General features: G+C 44.0%; 15 protein-coding genes. 5 read left to right on the top strand and 10 right to left on the bottom strand.

Annotated elements, in window-relative coordinates; all coding sequences use genetic code 11:
- The first annotated feature begins 194 nt into the window (after nt 1-194).
- The gene (gene gltA, locus OAG1_RS09250) at nt 195-1,466 is read left to right on the top strand and encodes a citrate synthase (RefSeq protein WP_016402545.1); all 1,272 of its coding nucleotides are present in this window, start codon (nt 195-197) and stop codon (nt 1,464-1,466) included.
- A 70-nt stretch (nt 1,467-1,536) separates the two neighbouring features.
- Here the strand turns inward: gltA and OAG1_RS09245 are convergent, their stop codons facing one another.
- The 6 genes from OAG1_RS09245 to OAG1_RS09220 are packed head-to-tail and all read right to left on the bottom strand — an operon-like array spanning nt 1,537 to nt 7,918.
- Complete coding sequence (locus OAG1_RS09245; protein ID WP_220718143.1) at nt 1,537-2,013, bottom strand: DUF2947 domain-containing protein; 477 nt, start codon at nt 2,011-2,013, stop codon at nt 1,537-1,539.
- Between the two features lie 26 nt (nt 2,014-2,039).
- Complete coding sequence (gene kdsB, locus OAG1_RS09240) at nt 2,040-2,774, bottom strand: 3-deoxy-manno-octulosonate cytidylyltransferase (RefSeq protein WP_338625984.1); 735 nt, start codon at nt 2,772-2,774, stop codon at nt 2,040-2,042.
- Entirely contained in the window at nt 2,771-2,959 is a 189-nt protein-coding gene (locus OAG1_RS09235; protein ID WP_016402548.1) for a Trm112 family protein, read from the bottom strand. Before OAG1_RS09235 ends, kdsB begins: the two co-directional genes overlap by 4 nt.
- Nucleotides 2,949-3,929 (bottom strand): tetraacyldisaccharide 4'-kinase, encoded by a 981-nt coding sequence (gene lpxK / locus OAG1_RS09230; protein ID WP_338625982.1) that lies wholly within the window; start codon nt 3,927-3,929, stop codon nt 2,949-2,951. Before lpxK ends, OAG1_RS09235 begins: the two co-directional genes overlap by 11 nt.
- Before the next feature lie 3 nt (nt 3,930-3,932).
- Nucleotides 3,933-5,681, bottom strand: coding sequence for a lipid A export permease/ATP-binding protein MsbA (gene msbA, locus OAG1_RS09225; RefSeq protein WP_338625980.1), 1,749 nt, complete (start codon nt 5,679-5,681; stop codon nt 3,933-3,935).
- Between the two features lie 56 nt (nt 5,682-5,737).
- Nucleotides 5,738-7,918 carry a DNA internalization-related competence protein ComEC/Rec2 gene (locus OAG1_RS09220; RefSeq protein ID WP_338625978.1) on the bottom strand — a complete coding sequence of 727 codons (2,181 nt, stop codon included), beginning with the start codon at nt 7,916-7,918 and terminating at the stop codon, nt 5,738-5,740.
- Nucleotides 7,919-7,986: 68 nt separating this feature from the next.
- Between OAG1_RS09220 and OAG1_RS09215 the strand changes: the two genes are divergently transcribed.
- Nucleotides 7,987-8,490 carry a DUF2062 domain-containing protein gene (locus OAG1_RS09215; RefSeq protein WP_016402552.1) on the top strand — a complete coding sequence of 168 codons (504 nt, stop codon included), beginning with the start codon at nt 7,987-7,989 and terminating at the stop codon, nt 8,488-8,490.
- A 52-nt stretch (nt 8,491-8,542) separates the two neighbouring features.
- On the opposite strand, the gene lolE is transcribed toward OAG1_RS09215, so the two are convergent.
- From lolE to OAG1_RS09200, 3 genes are read right to left on the bottom strand one after another with little or no spacing between them, the layout of a single operon-like run.
- Complete coding sequence (lolE, locus tag OAG1_RS09210; RefSeq protein ID WP_338625976.1) at nt 8,543-9,781, bottom strand: lipoprotein-releasing ABC transporter permease subunit LolE; 1,239 nt, start codon at nt 9,779-9,781, stop codon at nt 8,543-8,545.
- A gap of 1 nt (nt 9,782) precedes the next feature.
- Nucleotides 9,783-10,481, bottom strand: a complete 699-nt coding sequence (gene lolD / locus OAG1_RS09205; protein WP_338625973.1) for a lipoprotein-releasing ABC transporter ATP-binding protein LolD — start codon at nt 10,479-10,481, stop codon at nt 9,783-9,785.
- The gene (locus tag OAG1_RS09200; RefSeq protein ID WP_338625970.1) at nt 10,474-11,658 is read right to left on the bottom strand and encodes a lipoprotein-releasing ABC transporter permease subunit; all 1,185 of its coding nucleotides are present in this window, start codon (nt 11,656-11,658) and stop codon (nt 10,474-10,476) included. Before OAG1_RS09200 ends, lolD begins: the two co-directional genes overlap by 8 nt.
- Nucleotides 11,659-11,870: 212 nt before the next feature.
- Between OAG1_RS09200 and OAG1_RS09195 the strand changes: the two genes are divergently transcribed.
- The 3 genes from OAG1_RS09195 to OAG1_RS09185 are packed head-to-tail and all read left to right on the top strand — an operon-like array spanning nt 11,871 to nt 17,115.
- Entirely contained in the window at nt 11,871-12,449 is a 579-nt protein-coding gene (locus OAG1_RS09195) for a hypothetical protein (RefSeq protein ID WP_338625968.1), read from the top strand.
- Between the two features lie 9 nt (nt 12,450-12,458).
- On the top strand, nt 12,459-15,914 hold the full coding sequence (gene mfd, locus OAG1_RS09190; protein ID WP_338625966.1) for a transcription-repair coupling factor: 3,456 nt from the start codon (nt 12,459-12,461) through the stop codon (nt 15,912-15,914).
- Complete coding sequence (locus OAG1_RS09185) at nt 15,898-17,115, top strand: CsiV family protein (protein WP_338625963.1); 1,218 nt, start codon at nt 15,898-15,900, stop codon at nt 17,113-17,115. The genes mfd and OAG1_RS09185 overlap by 17 nt, the downstream gene beginning before the upstream one ends.
- Nucleotides 17,116-17,644: 529 nt before the next feature.
- Here the strand turns inward: OAG1_RS09185 and OAG1_RS09180 are convergent.
- Entirely contained in the window at nt 17,645-18,940 is a 1,296-nt protein-coding gene (locus tag OAG1_RS09180) for an NAD(P)/FAD-dependent oxidoreductase (protein ID WP_016402561.1), read from the bottom strand.
- Nucleotides 18,941-19,052: the final 112 nt, after the last annotated feature.

Genomic DNA, 19,052 nt, shown 5'->3' with positions numbered 1-19,052 from the left:
AATTAACATTTCCTTCATTTAGCTAATTTAGCGCAACGAAACAGCCAACTTAATTCGAAAATTTAACATAAACGCTATAAGTCACCATATTTCACAACCAGAGCCAATTGACATTTGACCTTGTTCTAGGTGAGAATGTGCTGCGCTTTGTATCCAAAAAACAATACAATTAGAACAAGCAAGGGAGACGTGCTATGGCTGACAATAAAGCCACCCTAACGCTGCCAGGCCAAGAGGCATACGAGATGCCGATTATGTCTGGTACAGCAGGACATGACGTAATTGATGTTCGTACACTAGGAAAAAAAGGATATTTCACTTTTGATCCAGGTTTCTTAGCGACAGCTTCATGTGAATCAAAAATCACTTACATCGATGGTGAGCAAGGTATTTTGTTACACCGAGGTTACTCAATCGAGGACCTAGCAAAACACGCTGATTACCTTGAAGTTTGTTACATTCTTTTGTTCGGCGAACGACCAAACGTTGAACAATACGAAAACTTCAAAACCACTGTTACACGCCATACAATGGTGCACGAACAGCTAATCCACTTTTTCCAAGGTTTCCGTCGTGACTCGCACCCTATGGCGATCATGGTAGGTGTAGTGGGTGCATTATCTGCCTTCTACCATGACTCGATGGATATCTCTAATGAGCGCCATCGCGAAATTGCAGCTTATCGCTTAATTTCTAAGATGCCTACTTTAGCCGCAATGAGCTACAAGTATTCAGCAGGCCAACCGTTTGTATACCCTCGCAACGATTTGAGCTACGCAGCAAACTTCTTAAATATGATGTTCTCAGTGCCAACCGAAGAATATAAGGTTAGCCCTGTAGTTGAACGCGCAATGGACCGTATCTTTACGTTGCATGCTGATCACGAACAAAACGCTTCTACGTCAACAGTGCGTTTGGCAGGCTCTTCTGGTGCTAACCCGTTTGCATGTATTGCTGCTGGTATTGCTTGTTTGTGGGGCCCTGCTCATGGTGGTGCCAACGAAGCATGTCTAACAATGTTAGAAGAAATTGGCTCAGTAGACCGTATTCCAGAGTTTATTGAACGTGCTAAAGACAAAAATGACCCATTCCGTTTAATGGGATTTGGTCACCGCGTTTACAAAAACTACGATCCACGCGCAACAGTAATGCGCGAGAGCTGTCATGAAGTGCTCAACGAATTAAACATCGATGATCCACTACTAGACGTAGCAATGGAATTAGAACGCATCGCGCTTTCTGACCCTTATTTCAAAGAGAAAAAACTATTCCCGAATGTAGATTTCTACTCAGGTATTGTTCTTAAGGCAATTGGTATTCCAGTAAGCATGTTTACTGTAATCTTTGCGCTATCTCGTACAGTTGGCTGGATAGCTCACTGGAAAGAAATGATGGAAGAAGAGACCCAACGCATCGGTCGTCCACGTCAGTTATACACCGGCGAACCGCACCGTCCGTTCAAGTAAAACTCCTTACTTAGCGCCATAAAAAAACCGAAGCACTTGCTTCGGTTTTTTATTAACTCTTCAGCTACCACTAAGCAGGCTTATTGCCAAATTGATAACTACCGTTGGCAAGGAATTGGGCAACTTCGGTGCGCTTTTTAGCGACTAACAACGCTCCGTCATCCATGAACAAAAAGTTTTTCCAGCAACGCTTAAATACAGACCAAGTGGTTTCAATAACGTTTCGTTGATCATTGCAATAATAAACCACTGTATTATCTTGCCAGTTTAAATGGGTCAATAACTCCTCAGGTAACGCAAGTTGCTCGCTATCCCATACAGCTTCCCAGTTACCCTGCCCAGTCCAAGTTTCTAGATTGAAGGCCCAATCACCCTTACGAAAAAAATCTGGGTGATCAACTTGTTTACTCACAAGGTCTTTCCATAACAAATTCGCTCGAGGCTCTGTCATAGGTTTAATTGCAGCGCTGTCTTCACTGCTAATGGGTAGATCAGCCCGTCTAAAGATCCAAGCTTTTTTGTGCTCACTTAAGGGAATGTAATTCATATCTTCTCTATAACGATTTGGCGTACTCACGCAAATAAAGCGCGAACTTTTTCTAAGTCTTCTGGAGTATCAACACCATGAGCGGGTGTTTCAATTGCTCTTGCCATCTTGATTTTATAACCATGCCAGAGAACCCGTAACTGCTCTAGTTTTTCCATTTTCTCAATGGGAGACGGACTAAGTTGCAAATACTCACCGACAAAATGCGCGCGATAGGCGTATATACCTATATGCCTTGAATACAGCTCACATTGCCAATCTCCATCTCGCTCGTGCGGAACAGCTGAGCGGCTGAAATACAAGGCGTGGTCGTCTTTATCACACACAACCTTAACAACGTTAGGATCATGAATATCTGTATCCTCATATATAGGTACAGACAAACTTGCCATTTTTACTTCGGGTGCATCTTCAAGTAAGCCAGCTACCTGAGAAATTACCGCAGGTGGGATCAACGGCTCATCGCCTTGAACATTAACCACAATGGTATCGTTCGAGAATGCCAACTTTTCACACACTTCAGCTAAGCGTTCGGTGCCCGACTCATGACTGGCAGCAGTGAGCACAACTTCAGCACCAAAACCATCTGCAACATCCACAATACGTTGATCATCAGTTGCAATAACCACACGTTCCGCGCCTGACTTACAGGCCTGCTGATAGACTCTTTCAATCATCGTTTTACCTGCAATATCTTGCAGTGGCTTAGCCGGTAAACGGGTAGACTGATAACGTGCTGGAATAACCACTACAAATTTCATTGCGGTAACTCGTTGGCTGACATTTCTCTGGCTTCATTAACTAAAAGAACCGGAATGGCATCTTTAATGGGATAGGCTAAACGGTCAAATTTACACACTAATTCGTTATTAGGTTTGTCGTAATGCAGCTTGCCTTTACATAAGGGGCAAGCAACAATTTCTAATAAATTATGTTCAACTGACATGAATTTTTTCCTGTAACAATGAGAAAAATTGCTGATAAAACGCATCAGGCAGCACACTATCCACGGGTAAATAATACCACTCATTACCGGCTGTATGACGATATTTAATCGCATCCTTTTCTGTCATGATTATACGTTTCTCAAACAACTCTTTATGCTGTTCTTCACTAAGGTGCTTGTGATCATCTAAGCTGACTTGCTTCTTACAAGCAAAGCCTAAAACAGTAAGTGAATCAAAAAAGCGCGCTGGATTGCCAATTCCAGCAATAGCAGCGTCAAACTGTGTAACATCCGTCACTTGTTGCTGATCACTTACGCGGCGCAAACCACTGGCTCGTAACTGCAACAAATGACTATTGGCATTAAACAGCGGCTCCCCATTACTCACAATCAAATCGACCACTAATAACCTAGAGGCTGTTTCTCGTAAGGGACCCGCGGGTAAACACAATCCATTACCTAAACCTCGCTGAGCATCAACGACCGCAATTTCTATATCGCGTTGTAAGGCATAGTGCTGCATTCCGTCATCGCAAATAATCAGATCACTCCCCTGCTCAACAGCAGCTTTGCACGCCGCACTGCGATTTGGGTCTACGATCACTAGGCACTTGGTTCGCTGATAAATAAGCAGAGGTTCATCACCACACTCTGCAGACTGGCTAGTCGAGCTAACAACAAAAGGATAATAAGGCGCTTTACCGCCATAACCACGGCTAACAACCGCGGGCTTGAAACCGCGCTGCTTTGCCGCTTCAACCAGCGCTAATACAACTGGAGTCTTGCCATTTCCACCCACACTAATGTTACCCACAATGGCAACTGGGATCGGTGGGCGATAACTACTAAACCAAGACAGCTTAAAAGCTAAACGGCGAGCACTAGCAACTAAGTAAAATAAGCCGCTAAGCGGCAGCAACAAACCAATTTTTATCCAATGTTGCTGCTTAGCTTGATACCAAAACTTCACTGCTTACTTTTCACCAAATTGAATTTGATGTAGCTGGTAGTAGTCACCCTGATTAGCCATTAACTCAGCATGACTACCCTGCTCAACCACAACACCTTCATCAAGAACAACAATCATGTCTGCGTTTTCAATGGTTGATAAGCGGTGAGCAATCACAATGGCAGTTCTATCAGAACAAACTCTGTCAATTGCTTGCTGAATTTTACGCTCTGACTCAGTATCAAGCGCCGAGGTAGCCTCATCTAAAATCAGAACTGGTGCATCTTTTAGTAAGGCACGAGCAATTGCAATGCGCTGACGTTGGCCGCCAGAAAGCATCACACCTTTCTCACCAATAACAGTATCAAAGCCATCTTCAAACTTTTCTACGAAGCTGGTTACATTTGCCATTTCAGCCACTCGCTCAATCTCTTCTCGACTGGCGTTTTCATTGGCATAACCAATATTTTCGGCAATGGTACCGCTAAACAGGTGAACAGTTTGCGATACTTGAGCAAACTGCTCACGTAAGTTCTTGAGTTGGTAATCTTGAACAGGAATATCATCTAGCAATACTTGCCCAGATTGCACTTCATAAAACTTGGGCAACAAGCCTGCGATAGTTGACTTACCACTACCAGAGCGCCCTACTAAAGCAACGGTTTGCCCTGCTTCGATATTTAGATTAATACCCTTAAGTACAATCTCATTTTTGGTGGGATACTTGAATTCAACATTCGCTAAGTTGATTTTACCTTTAGCACGTTTAGTAACGTGGCTACCAGTATCAGTTTCGGTATCCATATCCATTACGGTAAATAAGCTAGTACAAGCAGCCATCGCTCTTTGCACATCATTATTTAACTGGGTAATTACTCTTAATGGTTTTAGCAACATCATCATAGAGGTAACAATAATGGTAAAGGTACCTGGACTAAGTTCTGCCACCAGCTCAGGTGATGATGCGGCAAACAATACAATAGACAAGCCAATAGAAGCGATAAACTGTACCGCAGGGTTGGCAATAGCACTTACAGTAGCCATTTTCATTTGCTGGCGACGAATCATGTTACTTGCATCATTAAATCTTGCTTCTTCTTTAGGCTGCCCACCGAATGAAAGAATTTCTTTATGGCCATTGAGCATTTGTTCACTAGTAGTGGTAACGTTACCTACAGCGTGTTGCAAGTTAGTACTAATCTTACGAAATCGACGACTAACCAAATTGATTGCGTAACCCACTGGCGGACCAATTACAAAAAAGATTAGCGATAATTGCCAGCTGTTGTAAAACATAAGAATCAACAAACCAATAATGGTGGCACTTTCTCTCACTAAATTCACCAAACTTGCAGTAGCAGCTGTGCTCACTTGGTTAGAGTCATAGGTGATTTTTGAAATAAGCGTGCCCGTTGGGTTTTTATCAAAAAACGATACTGGCATTAACATCAAATGATTGAATATCTGACGTTGAATTTTCATCACTAGGTGACCACCAACCCAAGACATACCGTAGCTACTGGCGAAACCACAAATACCACGCAACAATACAATGCCTAATACAAAGATTGGCATGTAAGTTAACACTGCCGGGTTTTTACCGGACAAACCTTCATCGATCAGCGGCTTGATTGAGTAAACAAAAAGCGTATCTACGGCGCCGTAACCTATCATGCCAATAATGGCGACAATCAAACCAATCTTACGGTCTTTCACATAGCTTAATAAACGGAGAAAATTAGCTTTTGTATTCGTAGCTGTATCTGGAATCATAAGAACAGAGTTATTCCATCGGAAAAATTGCCTTAGTTTAGCGGTTTATAGCCAAATCACCAACTGATGATTTGCTGGTACCACGGACTCGTTTTTAATTGTCTATACGGATAAACTTGGTATGAACGGTCATCAATTTCAAGTTTTATTGCTCCATCCCGACCCGTTATATACTGCTTGCTCTCGGTGTAACGCTCTTGCACCGATTGATGCGGGAAACCAAATCGATTAAACGCCCCGCTACTATGAATTACCACTTCTGGGTTTAGCGCATGAATAAAGCTAGTTGAAGATGAGCTATTGCTACCATGATGGGGACTTAACATGATATTCACCTGTTTTAAGCCAGCATTTAGTAATTGTTGTTCAGCCAATTGCTCAATATCACCAGTCAGCAACACGCTTGTGTGGCCGTCGCTGAGCTTTATTACACAAGACCCATTGTTTCCATAACCAAGGTCGGCTAAGTAGAAATCTAATTGTAGCTTTCCCCACATCCGCTTACCTTGGCAAAATGTTTCTGGTAAGCGTTTGTCTCGGCCATAATATTGCTTGGCTTGTGGGTAAGTCAGCTCTAAGACTTCTCTCCCACCAGCGTGGTCATTATCTCCATGACTAATTATTATGCTATCAACATGTTGAACTCTTAGCTCCGCAATAAGAGGAACGATCACACTTTCTGCGTAACTAAAACCGCTGCGAAACCTCGCCCCTGTATCATAGATTATCGCTTCACCTCGATGGGTAACCACCACGGCAAGCCCCTGCCCTACATCTAGTACATATACTTGCCAGCTATCTTTAGACTGGCTTAAGCGATGGCTACTAGGTAACAATAAAAGTAACAACAACACCCAATACAAACGCTTACGGTAAAACCTCAGTAATAGTGCACATAGTGGGAGAATTAGTAGTAAACCAATAACAATCGACGACGAGCTTAAACTCACCGACAAATTGCTACTCAGCCACTCAAGCGAGCTATAAAGGTATGAAAATAGCCAATCAACAAACTGCGCCAAATAAGGTGCTAAATCACTGTCAGCTGCAAAAAACAAATTGAGTAATAACAAGGCTGGCACGATCACCATACTAAACAACGGCACGGCAACAAGGTTAAGCAACAACGCTGAACTAGGCACTAATCCAAACAACAACACCTGCAGTGGCATCATTAATAAACCAATAGCCAACTGAATAAATACAAGCATTGCCAGCTTATTTCTTGGGCCTAACCACAAGCAGAGTAATACAATAGCGACAGCAAAATAGGACAGCCAAAAACCACTGTTATAAACACTAAACGGCCATATAAGCAGGATGAGTAATGCACTAAACATTAAGCCAAAAACAACTGTTCTGCGGCTACCTAATAATATAAATAGCATCGAACTGCTATACATTAGCAATGCTCGCATCATTGATAACTGCCAATTGGCCAGCCAACAAAATGCGATACAACATGCCAAGCTAATCAAAATTGGCATCGCTTGTTGATTAACCCTAAACGCGATACTCACAAGCCTTGCTAACAACCACGACCAAAAAGCCACAATGCCTAAATGCAATCCGGACAATACAAACAAATGACCTAAGCCAGATTGCTGATATAGCTGCTTATGCTGCTGCGAGAGAAGCCGTTTATCACCCGTCATTAGCGCCAACATCTCACCAGAATACTGATAGTTTTGCAGTAATTTGGCTAACTTTGTTAACCAAACTTCTCGATATGAAGGTTCGCTTTCTAGTAGCTCATAACTAATCAGTTTGCCGCGCCCAATAATTGATTTAGCAACTAACCACCTTGCATAATTAAATCCTGCCGGATTAATACTGGCAAAGGCAGGTTTTAGCTTAACCTCGCCAACAATTTCCTGACCGGCCAGAAGTGGCACAAAATCCTTTGTTGAACGAGAATGATAAAGGGTAAGTTTTGGCTGCCACCACGCTATACTGGTATGGCTATCTAATTGATGTAGTTCTACAGTAATTTTTTGCCAGTATTGATTATTATCAACTGCCAAGATCTCGCCATTTATGCTAAAGTTGGCCGTTTTTTGTTGGATGCTAACAATCCATGACTGATAATACAGCGCATGGCTCGTCATCCAACACACGCCAAATATGAAGCCAGCAGCCCAGAGCTTTCTTTTCCAAAGCGAAGCCACAAGTGCAACGAAGCTAACATATAGGAGTGGTAAGCTAAGTAGGTTCGGCCAGAATAGCGATGAAGTCATTGCTAGCAAACTTGCTAGTAAAAAGGCATTCATATGTCATAAGAAGTTTATTATCAATAACAAACTATATGCCAAAAAAAACGATACAACGATTTATTCCTAAAACTGAAGATCTAAAAGCAAGCAAACATCTAAAATTTTTTGGTGATTGGCTACACAACCCTAATTTGTGGCACCTTAACCGGCGCTCAGCTGCGGGCGCATTTGCCATAGGTTTGTTTGTGGCTTTTATTCCGCTGCCGTCGCAAATGATTATTGCAGCAGCTTTAGCCATTATGTTTAAGGTAAACCTGCCTTTATCGGTTGCCTTAGTTTGGATATCCAACCCGTTTACTATCCCGGCTATCTTTTATTTTTGTTATTTAGTAGGAACGGGGATCTTAGGTCAACCGGTAGCCGACTACCATTTAGAGCTAACTTGGCATGGCCTAGAACATCTCATCGCCACCATTGGCCCAGCCTTTTTACTAGGCAGCCTTGTTAATGGTATTGTTTTTTCTGTGTGTGGTTATTTTGCGATTAACGCATTGTGGCGTTATTCAGTTAGGCGTCGCTACCGCAAACGCAGATAGATGTCCAAAACAAAAAAAGGAGCCTTACAGCTCCTTTTTTGTTGATGTGGCATTAACCTAATTCTTGAGCAGGCTTAACTCGAGTCGCCTGCCAAGCTGGCCATATAGTGGCTAACATACTTAATACTAGCGCCGCCACAACGACTGCTATAACGTCTGTCCAAATAAGCTCAACGGGAAGAAAATCGATAAAATAAATATCGGCAGAGAGCAAACTATGCCCTATTAGGGCTTCAATCAAAGCAACCAATTTAGGCAAACCAAAACTACCTAACACGCCTAACAATGCCCCCCACGCACAACCTAAAACCCCGTTATATGAGCCGTATACGATAAAGCTCTTCAATAAGGTTTGGTCGCTCGCGCCCATGGTTTTTAAAATAGCAATGTCACCACGTTTTTCGCTTACCGCTAAAATCAAGGTGGATACGATATTGAAGCTAGCCACAGCCACTATCAATAACATTATCGCGTACATAATGGTGCGAACTAACTGAATGTCTTGGTAGAGATAACCATGTTGGCGGATCCAACTCTTAATATAAACCAGTTGGGGAAAGTTCTTTGCCACAGAACGCACCACTTGGTCTGCTTGTAAGGGATCTGCAACCTTCAAGCTAATCCCAGAAACGCCGTCTTGCCAATTCATCAATTGTTGGGCAAATGCCAAATTAATAAAGGCCAGCTGATTATCCAATTGTCCCCCAGCCTTCATCAAGCCGACAACCTTAACCCGAACCCGCTGTGGTGAACTTAAACGGTTTTGTTGATTAGCTTTAGGCAACAACAAAGTAACCTGCTCGCCTTCGGTTACATCAAGCAGTTTAGCGATACCCGAACCCAAAACAATTTGCGGCTGGTTACTTGCCAGGGCTTGCCAAGCGCTGTCCCCAACATACTGATGAAGGTTAGTAACATTCTTATCTAAGTTTGGATCGATGCCCTTTAGCGACAAGGCTTTCATCTGTTTGCCTTTTTGCACCAGTGCACTAAAGCTAACATAAGGAGCAGCGCCCAGTACCTTAGTATGGTCCATAGCAGTAGTTAACAGCTGCTGATGATCGCTCAAAGGAGGGTTTACCGCCTCTAGCTCGCCATGGCTTACAATCGCTAAAAAGCGCTCGCGCAACTCTCGCTCAAAACCATTCATGACCGAAAGGCCAATGATTAAAACCGCTACACCCAACACAATGCCTAAAGTAGATGAGGCCGAGATAAACGAGATAAATCCATTACTATTGTTGGCTCGGTGATAACGCAAGCCAATAAAAAATGACAAAGGCAAACGCATGCTATTCGCCCTTGCTCACAAAGTTTCCGTCTTGCATATATGCTTGGCGGGTAAACTTAGCAGCTAAAGTTAAATCATGGGTAACCACAACAAACGCTGTATTTAAATCTCGGTTCAGTTCCAAAATAAGTTGATAAATAGATTCTGTGCTTTGGCTATCTAAATTTCCGGTGGGCTCATCGGCTAGCACCAAGCTTGGCTCATTAACCAAGGCGCGAGCGATAGCCGTGCGCTGGCGTTCGCCTCCCGATAACTCAGATGGTCGGTGCTTTAAGCGATGGCCTAAACCAACTCTCTCCAATAAAGCTTGCGCTTTTTGCATAGCGGCCTTTTTTGCCATTCCCGCAATTAACAGGGGCATTGCAACATTCTCTATGGCCGAGAACTCACCTAATAAGTGGTGAAATTGGTAGATAAAACCAAGCTTTTGGTTGCGTAACCCAGCTAATTGCTTGCTACTTAAACCGTCGATAGCTTGTCCATCGATACTTACCGTGCCCTTGTTGGCTTCATCTAATCCACCAAGAATATGCAACAAGGTACTTTTACCAGAGCCCGAGCTACCTACAATGGCCACTGCTTCACCAGCATTCACTTCAAAATCAACGCCATGAAGCACTTCTGTAGATTGATTGCCGTCTTGGTAAGTTTTATATATTTCTTTCGCCACTAAAACGGGCTGAGCATTAATCTCATTCATAACGAAGTGCCTCTGCAGGGTGGATTTTGCTGGCGCGCCAAGCAGGATAAATCGTCGCGACAATGCTTAACAACATGGCAGCAACGGTGATGAAGATAATTTGCTCACTGCGTTGCAATACAGGTAAACCTGCACCACCAAAGTTGGCCGCAAAGTTAAGGCCAATTGCAGACATAACACTATTAATGTTGGAACTAAGCCACCAGCCACTTAAGGCTCCAACGGCTGCGCCAATGCAACCGCTCCAGGCTCCTTGCACAACAAACACCATTACTACCTTATCGCGCGATAAACCTAGGGTTTGCAAAATGGCCACATCGCTGCGCTTTTCCCCTACCATCATCACCAAACTCGACAGTATGTTAAACGCGGCTACCGCGATAATTAGGCAAAACAGCATGCCCATCATGTTTTTTTCCATTTTAACTGCGGCAAATAATTCGCCATAAAAGCGCCGCCAATCTTGAAACTCTACATTGTGCTGATTAAGGCTAGCGGCGATGTTTTCTATTTGGAACGGATCATCAAGGAATACTCGCTGTTGGCTCACAGCGGAAAGTGGAGAACGCAATAGGCGCGCGCTATCTTCTATATTGAGTAAAATAAATTGCTTGTCGACTTCAGCGGCAAACTCAAATATTCCTGAAACAACAAAATTACGTTGTGAAGGCATTTCTCCTAATGGGGTATATACCAGTCTGTCGGTAGCCAGCAGCCTTATGGTGTCACCTAAGCGCACACCCAGAGCATTAGCCGTACCAATACCTATCACTACGTTGTAACTGCCTGCTTGCAGGCTATCTAGATCACCAATCAGCATCTTTTCACGCAGCAGCGCTGCATCTTTTTGTTGCTCGATATCGATGCCCTGCATCATCGCTGCATGCAAGTTACTGCTACTTTGCAGTACAACTTCACTCAGTACTAATGGTGCGGTAGCTAACGAGGACAAGTTATTAGGCAAGGTTTGCTGATTAGCAACAGTAAGATGAGGAACTAAATTGAGGATGCGCTGCTTTAACTGGTTTTCAAAACCATTCATTACCGAAATAACCGTAATAAGCGCAGCTACCCCTAATGTAATGCCTAAAGTAGAAAACCAACTCACAAACGACGCAAAACGTTGCTGTTTGGCTCCTCGCGAGAACCGCCATGCTATAAAGCCAATTAATTTCATTGAAGCAACGAACATCCCTAGGCACAAAAAAACGCGCTAATCATACCGCGCGGCACTAAGGCCAACAAGTCACAACTCTTGCTTAATCACATAAAAAACAAAGATATTCAGATTATTTGCAATCCGCTACGCAACTTGTTGTAATTTCGCCTTCTACTACGCTTTAAGCATGGTCTATTTGACAACTCGCCGCACGGCGCTTCTGGGAATGTATGCAGGAACAACAATATTTTAGCGTTACTCATCAACTTAATGTAAACCTTGAGTTAATTGAGCCAAATGACTTACCTCAGACAAAAGCAGCATTTGAAGCCAGCATTCCTGAGCCCTTTACCCTGGCTAACCCAGGACAGCATCATTCTCTGCTCGGTTTGCGCGCAATTAAACAACTGGGCGAAGCAGGCGAACAGCTTTTATCTTATTTGCACGCTCAAGAACAAAAGCTAAACCGAGTGTTAAGTTACGTGCTAGTACAACAAGATAGCCCTGAACACCGTACGCTCAGTCATCAATTTGGCGGCTCAGAAATCCATTGTTTCTGGCCACAAGCCTTGCAGCAAGGGCAAGCAGTAAAGCTGAAGATTTTTCTGCCAGAAGAGTCCACTGCCGTTTATTGCTATGGTGAAGTACAGCAAAGCAAAGCCATTGCTCATCGCAGTGAGCACTTGGTAGAAATAAACTACACCTTGATCCGAGATGAAGATGTTGAAGCACTGGTTAGAGCCAGCTTACACATTCAAAGCCAGCAGCTAAAAGCCCGAGCAGATGCTCGCCAACAAGCCGAAAAATAAGAGTTATCAGTGTTACTAAATTTACCCTGCCCAGTTGATGCTGGCGACCAAAAGCAAGTAAGCAACTTACCCGGTAGCGCGCTTGCTTTTGTTATTCAAGAATACATCGCGCAACTTGATGCGCCCATCGTGATTTTAACTGAAGATACTCGTAGCGCGCTGCAAATAGAGCGAGAAGTAAACGGCTTAAAACCTCAGCGTGCCTTGCATTTGCTACCCGACTGGGAAACCTTGCCTTACGACACTTTTTCACCGCACCAAGATATTGTATCGCAACGTATTTTAAGCCTTAATCAACTAAGTCACGATAAAAATAGTGTGCTTATTGCGCCCATAGCTACCTGGCTGCAACGTTGTGCGCCGGCTGAATTTTTAGCCAAGCACAGCTTGCAGCTTAAAGTAGGTCAAAGCTTAAACCTCAATGCTTTTAAAGAGCGTTTAGTTAGCGCCGGCTATCAGCACGTTGATCAAGTAATGGAGCACGGAGAGTTTGCTCTTCGCGGAAGCTTGCTAGATCTCTTTCCCATGGGCAGCAACCTGCCTTTTCGCTTGGACTTTTTTGATGATGAGCTAGACAGCATTCGCGAGTTTGATCCCGATACCCAGCGTAGTGCTGAGCAGCGCAAAAGCATTACCTTATTACCAGCGCACGAGTTCCCGACCGATGCAGGCGGTATAGAAACCTTCCGCCAACAGTGGCGCGACCGTTTTGAACCAAGCCGAGATGCGGGCTCCATCTATCAACAAGTCACCAAAGGAATAATGCCAGCGGGCATCGAGTATTATCTACCTTTATTTCATGCTCATACCGAAAGCTTAACCGACCAATTAGCCACCAACACGGTGATTCTTAAAGTCGGTGATTTGGATCATGCCGGTAAGCAATTTTGGAGTGAGTTGACGGACCGTTATGAAAATCGACGCTACGACAAAGCGCGGCCGATCTTACCGCCAGACGAGTTATATCAAAGCATCGAGCAATGCTTTAAAGAACTAAAACAGTTTGCAGGCGTAAAACTGCATAAAGGCCCGGCCCGTAATAGCCAAGGTAAGCTGAATCTAGATGCCCACGCGCTGCCAGACTTAAGTGTAAATCACCGTTTGAACTTGCCTTTGCAAGCGCTAAGTCATTACCTAGAACATCACCCAAAACCTAAAACCTGTTTTATCGCCGAGACAGAAGGCCGTCGAGAAGCCCTAAAAAACTTGCTTAGCCCGCTTAAACTGCGCATCAAAGATGTTGCCAGTATCAGTGAGTTTTTGGCAAGTAAAGACAGCTTGGCCATGGTGGTGGCACCTTTAGATAAGGGCTTTGAGCTAAAAGATCCCAATGTTCAGCTAATTAGTGAAGTTGATTTACTCGGCGATAAAGTACGAGCTAAGCAACGTAAAGCATCAAGTAAAACACTTAATCCTGATGTACTTATTCGCAATTTAGCTGAGCTAAGTATTGGCCAGCCAGTGGTACACATAGAACACGGGGTTGGCCGCTATCATGGTTTAAGCAGCTTTGAAAACGGTGGTATTAAAACCGAGTTTTTAACCCTAGAGTATGCCAACGAAGCCAAGCTTTACGTGCCGGTAAATGCCCTGCATTTAATTAGTCGCTACTCTGGTGCTAACGACGAAACAGCGCCTCTGCACAAACTAGGTAATGATCAGTGGCAAAAAGCCAAAGCCAAAGCTGCTGAGAAAATTCGCGACGTAGCCGCCGAGTTACTAGAAGTTTACGCAAAACGCGCCGCCAAACCCGGCTTTGGTTATGAGCTAGATGACGCCGCCTACCAACAGTTTGCAGCCGATTTCCCGTTTGAAGAAACCGATGACCAACAACAGGCTATTGGCGCAACCTTGCAAGATATGCAAACACCTAACGCCATGGACCGCTTAGTGTGTGGTGATGTAGGTTTTGGCAAAACAGAAGTTGCCATGCGCGCAGCATTTGTTGCCGTAAATGCTGGCAAACAAGTCGCCGTACTAGTGCCAACCACCCTATTGGCCCAGCAACACTTCGACAACTTTAGCGATCGTTTTGCCAATTGGCCGATAGAAGTCGCTTCGTTATCTCGCTTTAAAACCACTAAAGAACAAAATGTAGTCTTAAAGGATCTCGCTGCAGGCAAAGTGGATGTAATTATTGGTACCCATAAACTGCTTAGCAAGGATGTAAAATTTGCTGATTTAGGTTTGTTGGTCATCGACGAAGAACACCGCTTTGGGGTGCGCCAAAAAGAACAGATTAAAGCGATGCGTGCTAATGTCGATATTCTTACTCTTACCGCGACGCCAATTCCTCGAACCTTAAACATGGCAATGAGTGGCATGCGTGATTTATCGATTATCGCGACTCCACCGGCGAAGCGCTTGGCTGTAAAAACCTTTGTTCGCCAGCACGACGCCGCGCTAATTAAAGAAGCAATTAGTCGTGAAGTGATGCGCGGCGGTCAAGTTTACTTCTTGCATAACAAAGTCGAAACCATCGAACGTATAGCTCAAGAGCTTAAAGAATGGTTGCCTCAAGCGCGAATTACCGTGGCTCATGGCCAAATGCGTGAGCGCGAACTTGAACGAATCATGGGTGACTTCCACCACCAACGGTTCAATGTACTGGTGTGTACCACTATCATTGAAACTGGCATCGACATCCCTAGTGCCAACACCATCATTATTAACCGCGCCGACAATTTTGGTTTAGCTCAATTGCACCAATTACGTGGTCGTGTTGGCCGCTCGCACCACCAAGCCTATGCGTATTTGCTAACGCCACCACCTAAGTTGATCACCAAAGATGCAAAAAAACGTTTAGATGCCATATCGCAGCTAGAAGATTTAGGTGCCGGCTTTACCCTTGCTACTCACGATTTAGAAATTCGAGGTGCAGGTGAATTATTAGGTGATGACCAAAGCGGACAAATTGAAGCAGTAGGCTTCACGCTTTACATGGAAATGTTAGATAGAGCTGTCACGGCACTAAAAAATGGTCAAGACCTAAATTGGGACTTAAGCCAGAACGACCAATGTGAAGTAGAACTGCGCTTACCCGCTCTGCTGCCCGATGATTACATTTTTGACGTAACCACACGCTTAACCATGTACAAACGCATCGCCAACTGTGCCAATCAAGCAGAAATGCGAGAGCTACAAGTGGAGTTAATTGACCGCTTTGGCTTATTACCTGAGCAGGCAAAAAACCTATTTGAAGTTCAAAATCTCAAAATTGAAGCCGAACAGCTAGGCATTAAACGTATTGAAGCTGGGCCTAAAGGTGGCCAAGTTGAGTTTGCCGAAACCACAAAAGTTAATGCCGCTTTTCTAGTAAGCCTGTTACAATCACAGCCAGCTATTTATCGCCTAGAAGGTGCCAACAAACTTAAGTTTGCGGTACCTAGCGATAGCCCAGAACAGCGATTAAGCTTAATCGAATCATTATTGGAGCAATTTACTGCCAATGCGACTAACTCTTAAACATGCCCTGCAGCTAGGTAGCTTAGCTGCAGTAAGCTTTACCAGCCTATCTAGTTTTGCTCAAGAGCCTCGCTGGTTTGACATTGAAGTTATTTTTTTCAAACGTAACGTAAGTGTTGAAAGTAGCCAAGAGTATTGGCCGCAACCACAAAGCCTTAATGCCAACACGAGTGAACCTTTACTGGCACCACTATTTGGTTGCAGCGAAGAACAAGAGCCTTGCATTGCGCCACGTTTTGATAAGCTACCAGTAAGCATTGATGGTAGAGGCTGGCCGATAAGCGGCGCTACTAAACGCCAAATGCTAAGTAAAGAGCAGCTTGAGCTAAACGATGAGTTTGCTAAACTCACCCAGCACGCAGCGTTCACGCCCTTATTACACCTAGGCTGGCGAGAAATTGTTGCTCCTCGCAATCGCGCTAAGCATTACCAAGTACAAGCCGGTGAAGACTTCTCTACCCGTTTCAATGATGAAGGACGTTTAGTTGGCTCTTTAACTTTCTCTGATGAGCAATATGCGCAAGAAAGCCAAAGTTTCGACTTAGCCGCTGAAAATATTTCGTTGTTTGATGAACCCGACTCAGCAGTTGGCGCTTTTGATATTGAACCAGAGCCGGCGCCAGCTATTTGGGAACTGGAAGGCGGAATTCGTGTATACCTGCAGCACTACCTGTATATCGAAAGCGAGTTACTGCTAAAACGCCCTGTTGAAGTAGAGCTGTTGCTGAACGAACCAGAACCTCTGCTTGAGCAACCTGCAGAATTACCACAGCAAGAAACTGTTATCGCTGAAGAAAGTACTGTAGAAGTTCCTGCCAATGTTGCCGTAGCTGAAGTTGTTGTACCTAGTGAAGAGCAACAAGTGGTTGTGCTGAGTGCTGACGCAGAGACAACAGAGCAAGGTAGCTTAATTAGTGAATACCACACAGAAGAGCAGCTACACAGCTTTAAGTTCGATCAAAAACGTCGTGTACGTTCAGGTGAGATTCACTACTTTGACCACCCGTTAATGGGCATGCTGATTCAAATTCGTCGCAGCCCGGAAGCGCAAACTAACGCTTCTGACGATACTGAGCAAGCACCTTTAATCGACGCTCAAGCGGAATCAGATCCTATCGTTGAGGCTGAGCAAGCAAATGTAAATGAAGCATCAGAGCTTAGTAGCGACCAGCAAAACAGCTCTGTTACACCCGCTTCTTAAGTACATTTGTGTTACTTGCTAATCAACCCAGCGTGCTATTTGCTTGCGCGCTGTTAAGCAGAACCTGGTTATTGCTGGCCATTGCCGCCAGCTCTCGACAAACTGGGGACAAAATACTGGGTCTACTCTACCCTGACCATTTTTGGTTTTACGTTGGCTTGGCTATGGGCGCTTTGCCGCTCACTCGATTGATCTTTCCGAAACTTTGGCAAAAGCTCTCCATTAGGAGTCAACTTTGGGGCATTTTAGTTCTATTATTCAGCGACATAGCCATTCAGATTCACTCTATTAATTTAAACTATTGGCGCTTTGAAACCCTTAATGCCGTTACGTTGTGGATAAGCTTAATGATGAGCTTTATTGTGTTCAAATCCGCTTTAGAAAAACATCCTTCACATTAAAACTTGTTGAAAAAGCAGTTAATAAAACCCAGAGCCTAACTCGTTACCTATAGATTAAAGTTGCTAATAAACAAATAAAAAAAGCAGCCCTGAGGCTGCTTTTTTATTTAATCATCAATCTTACACGCTTAGTGCAACTTAAGCTTAGGCCTTAATACTTGGTTTATGCGCCCTACTAGCATCATCAAGCCGGTTTTCATGTAACCATGTAAGGCGATTTGGTGCATACGATATAAGGAAATATACATTATCCGAGCGATGCGCCCTTCAATCATCATAGAGCCCTGCATCAAGTTCCCCATTAACGAGCCAACGGTTGAATAGCGGCTAAGTGATACTAATGAGCCATGATCTTTATATTCAAACTCTAGCAGTGGCTTTTCTTCTATTTGACGCACAATGTTTTTAAACACCAATGTTGCCATTTGATGAGCCGATTGAGCACGTGGCGGTACAAAGCCATCTTCGCCCATGGCGCAACTAGCACAATCGCCAATTGCATAAACATTACTATCGCGTGAGGTTTGCAGAGTTGGCCTAACCACTAATTGATTAATGCGGTTAGTTTCTAATCCACCTAAGTCCTTCATAAACTCTGGGCATTTAATGCCAGCCGCCCAGACCATAATATCGGCTTTAATTAGCTCACCATCTTTGGTGGTTAAACCCTCAGGTGTTGCTTCTGTCACCATGGTTTTGGTGCGAACATCCACACCCATTTTTTGCAGCTCTGAATGGGCTGAACTAGAAATACGCACTGGTAAAGCAGGTAGAATTTTTTCCCCGGCCTCTACCAAGGTAACCGCCAAACTAGAATGACTTAAATTAGGTACACCGTAAGCTCGAAGCTGATCTAAGGCGTTATGAAGCTCAGCAGAAAGTTCTACACCGGTTGCCCCTGCACCTACAATGGCAACTCGTACTTTTTCGCCACTTTGCGCTTCGTCATTTTGCGAGTACTGTAAGAAACGATTAAGCATGCGGCGGTGGAATAAATCGGCGCGACTTGGGTTATCGAGGAAAATACAGTTGTCTTTAACACCTTTAGTATTAAAGTCATTGGAAACCGAGCCAATCGCCATTATCAAGTAGTCGTAGTTAAGTTGGCGAGCAGGCAATACTTCTTTACCTTCCTCAACCATTGGTTTTAGGGTCACTAATTGATCTTCACGATTTACGTCGTCAACTTCACCGAGTTGAAACTCAAAACCATGATTAGCAGCATGAGAGCGATAACTAAGCGCATCAATGCCGGCATCTAATGAACCAGTGGCTACTTCGTGTAACAGGGGTTTCCAAAGGTGAGTACGGTTTTTATCTACCAGCACTACACTCGCTTGGCCTTTTTTCCCTAGTTTACGCCCTAAACGTGTCGCTAGCTCTAAGCCACCGGCACCACCACCAACTACAACGATTCTAGTCATGCTTGCTTGTTTCCTTGTAACAACTTGAAGTGTTTTTGCTTTACCCAAAAGGCATTTAGTTGATTTTTTGTGCCTTGAACTGCTGGTGAAGCAGCGCTCATTATACGTAACT

The sequence above is a fragment of the Agarivorans sp. OAG1 genome, from assembly GCF_037076485.1.
GTDB classification, from domain to species: domain Bacteria; phylum Pseudomonadota; class Gammaproteobacteria; order Enterobacterales; family Celerinatantimonadaceae; genus Agarivorans; species Agarivorans albus.
Note: the sequence above shows the minus strand (reverse complement) of the source record. Positions and strands in the feature narration are given on the sequence as shown.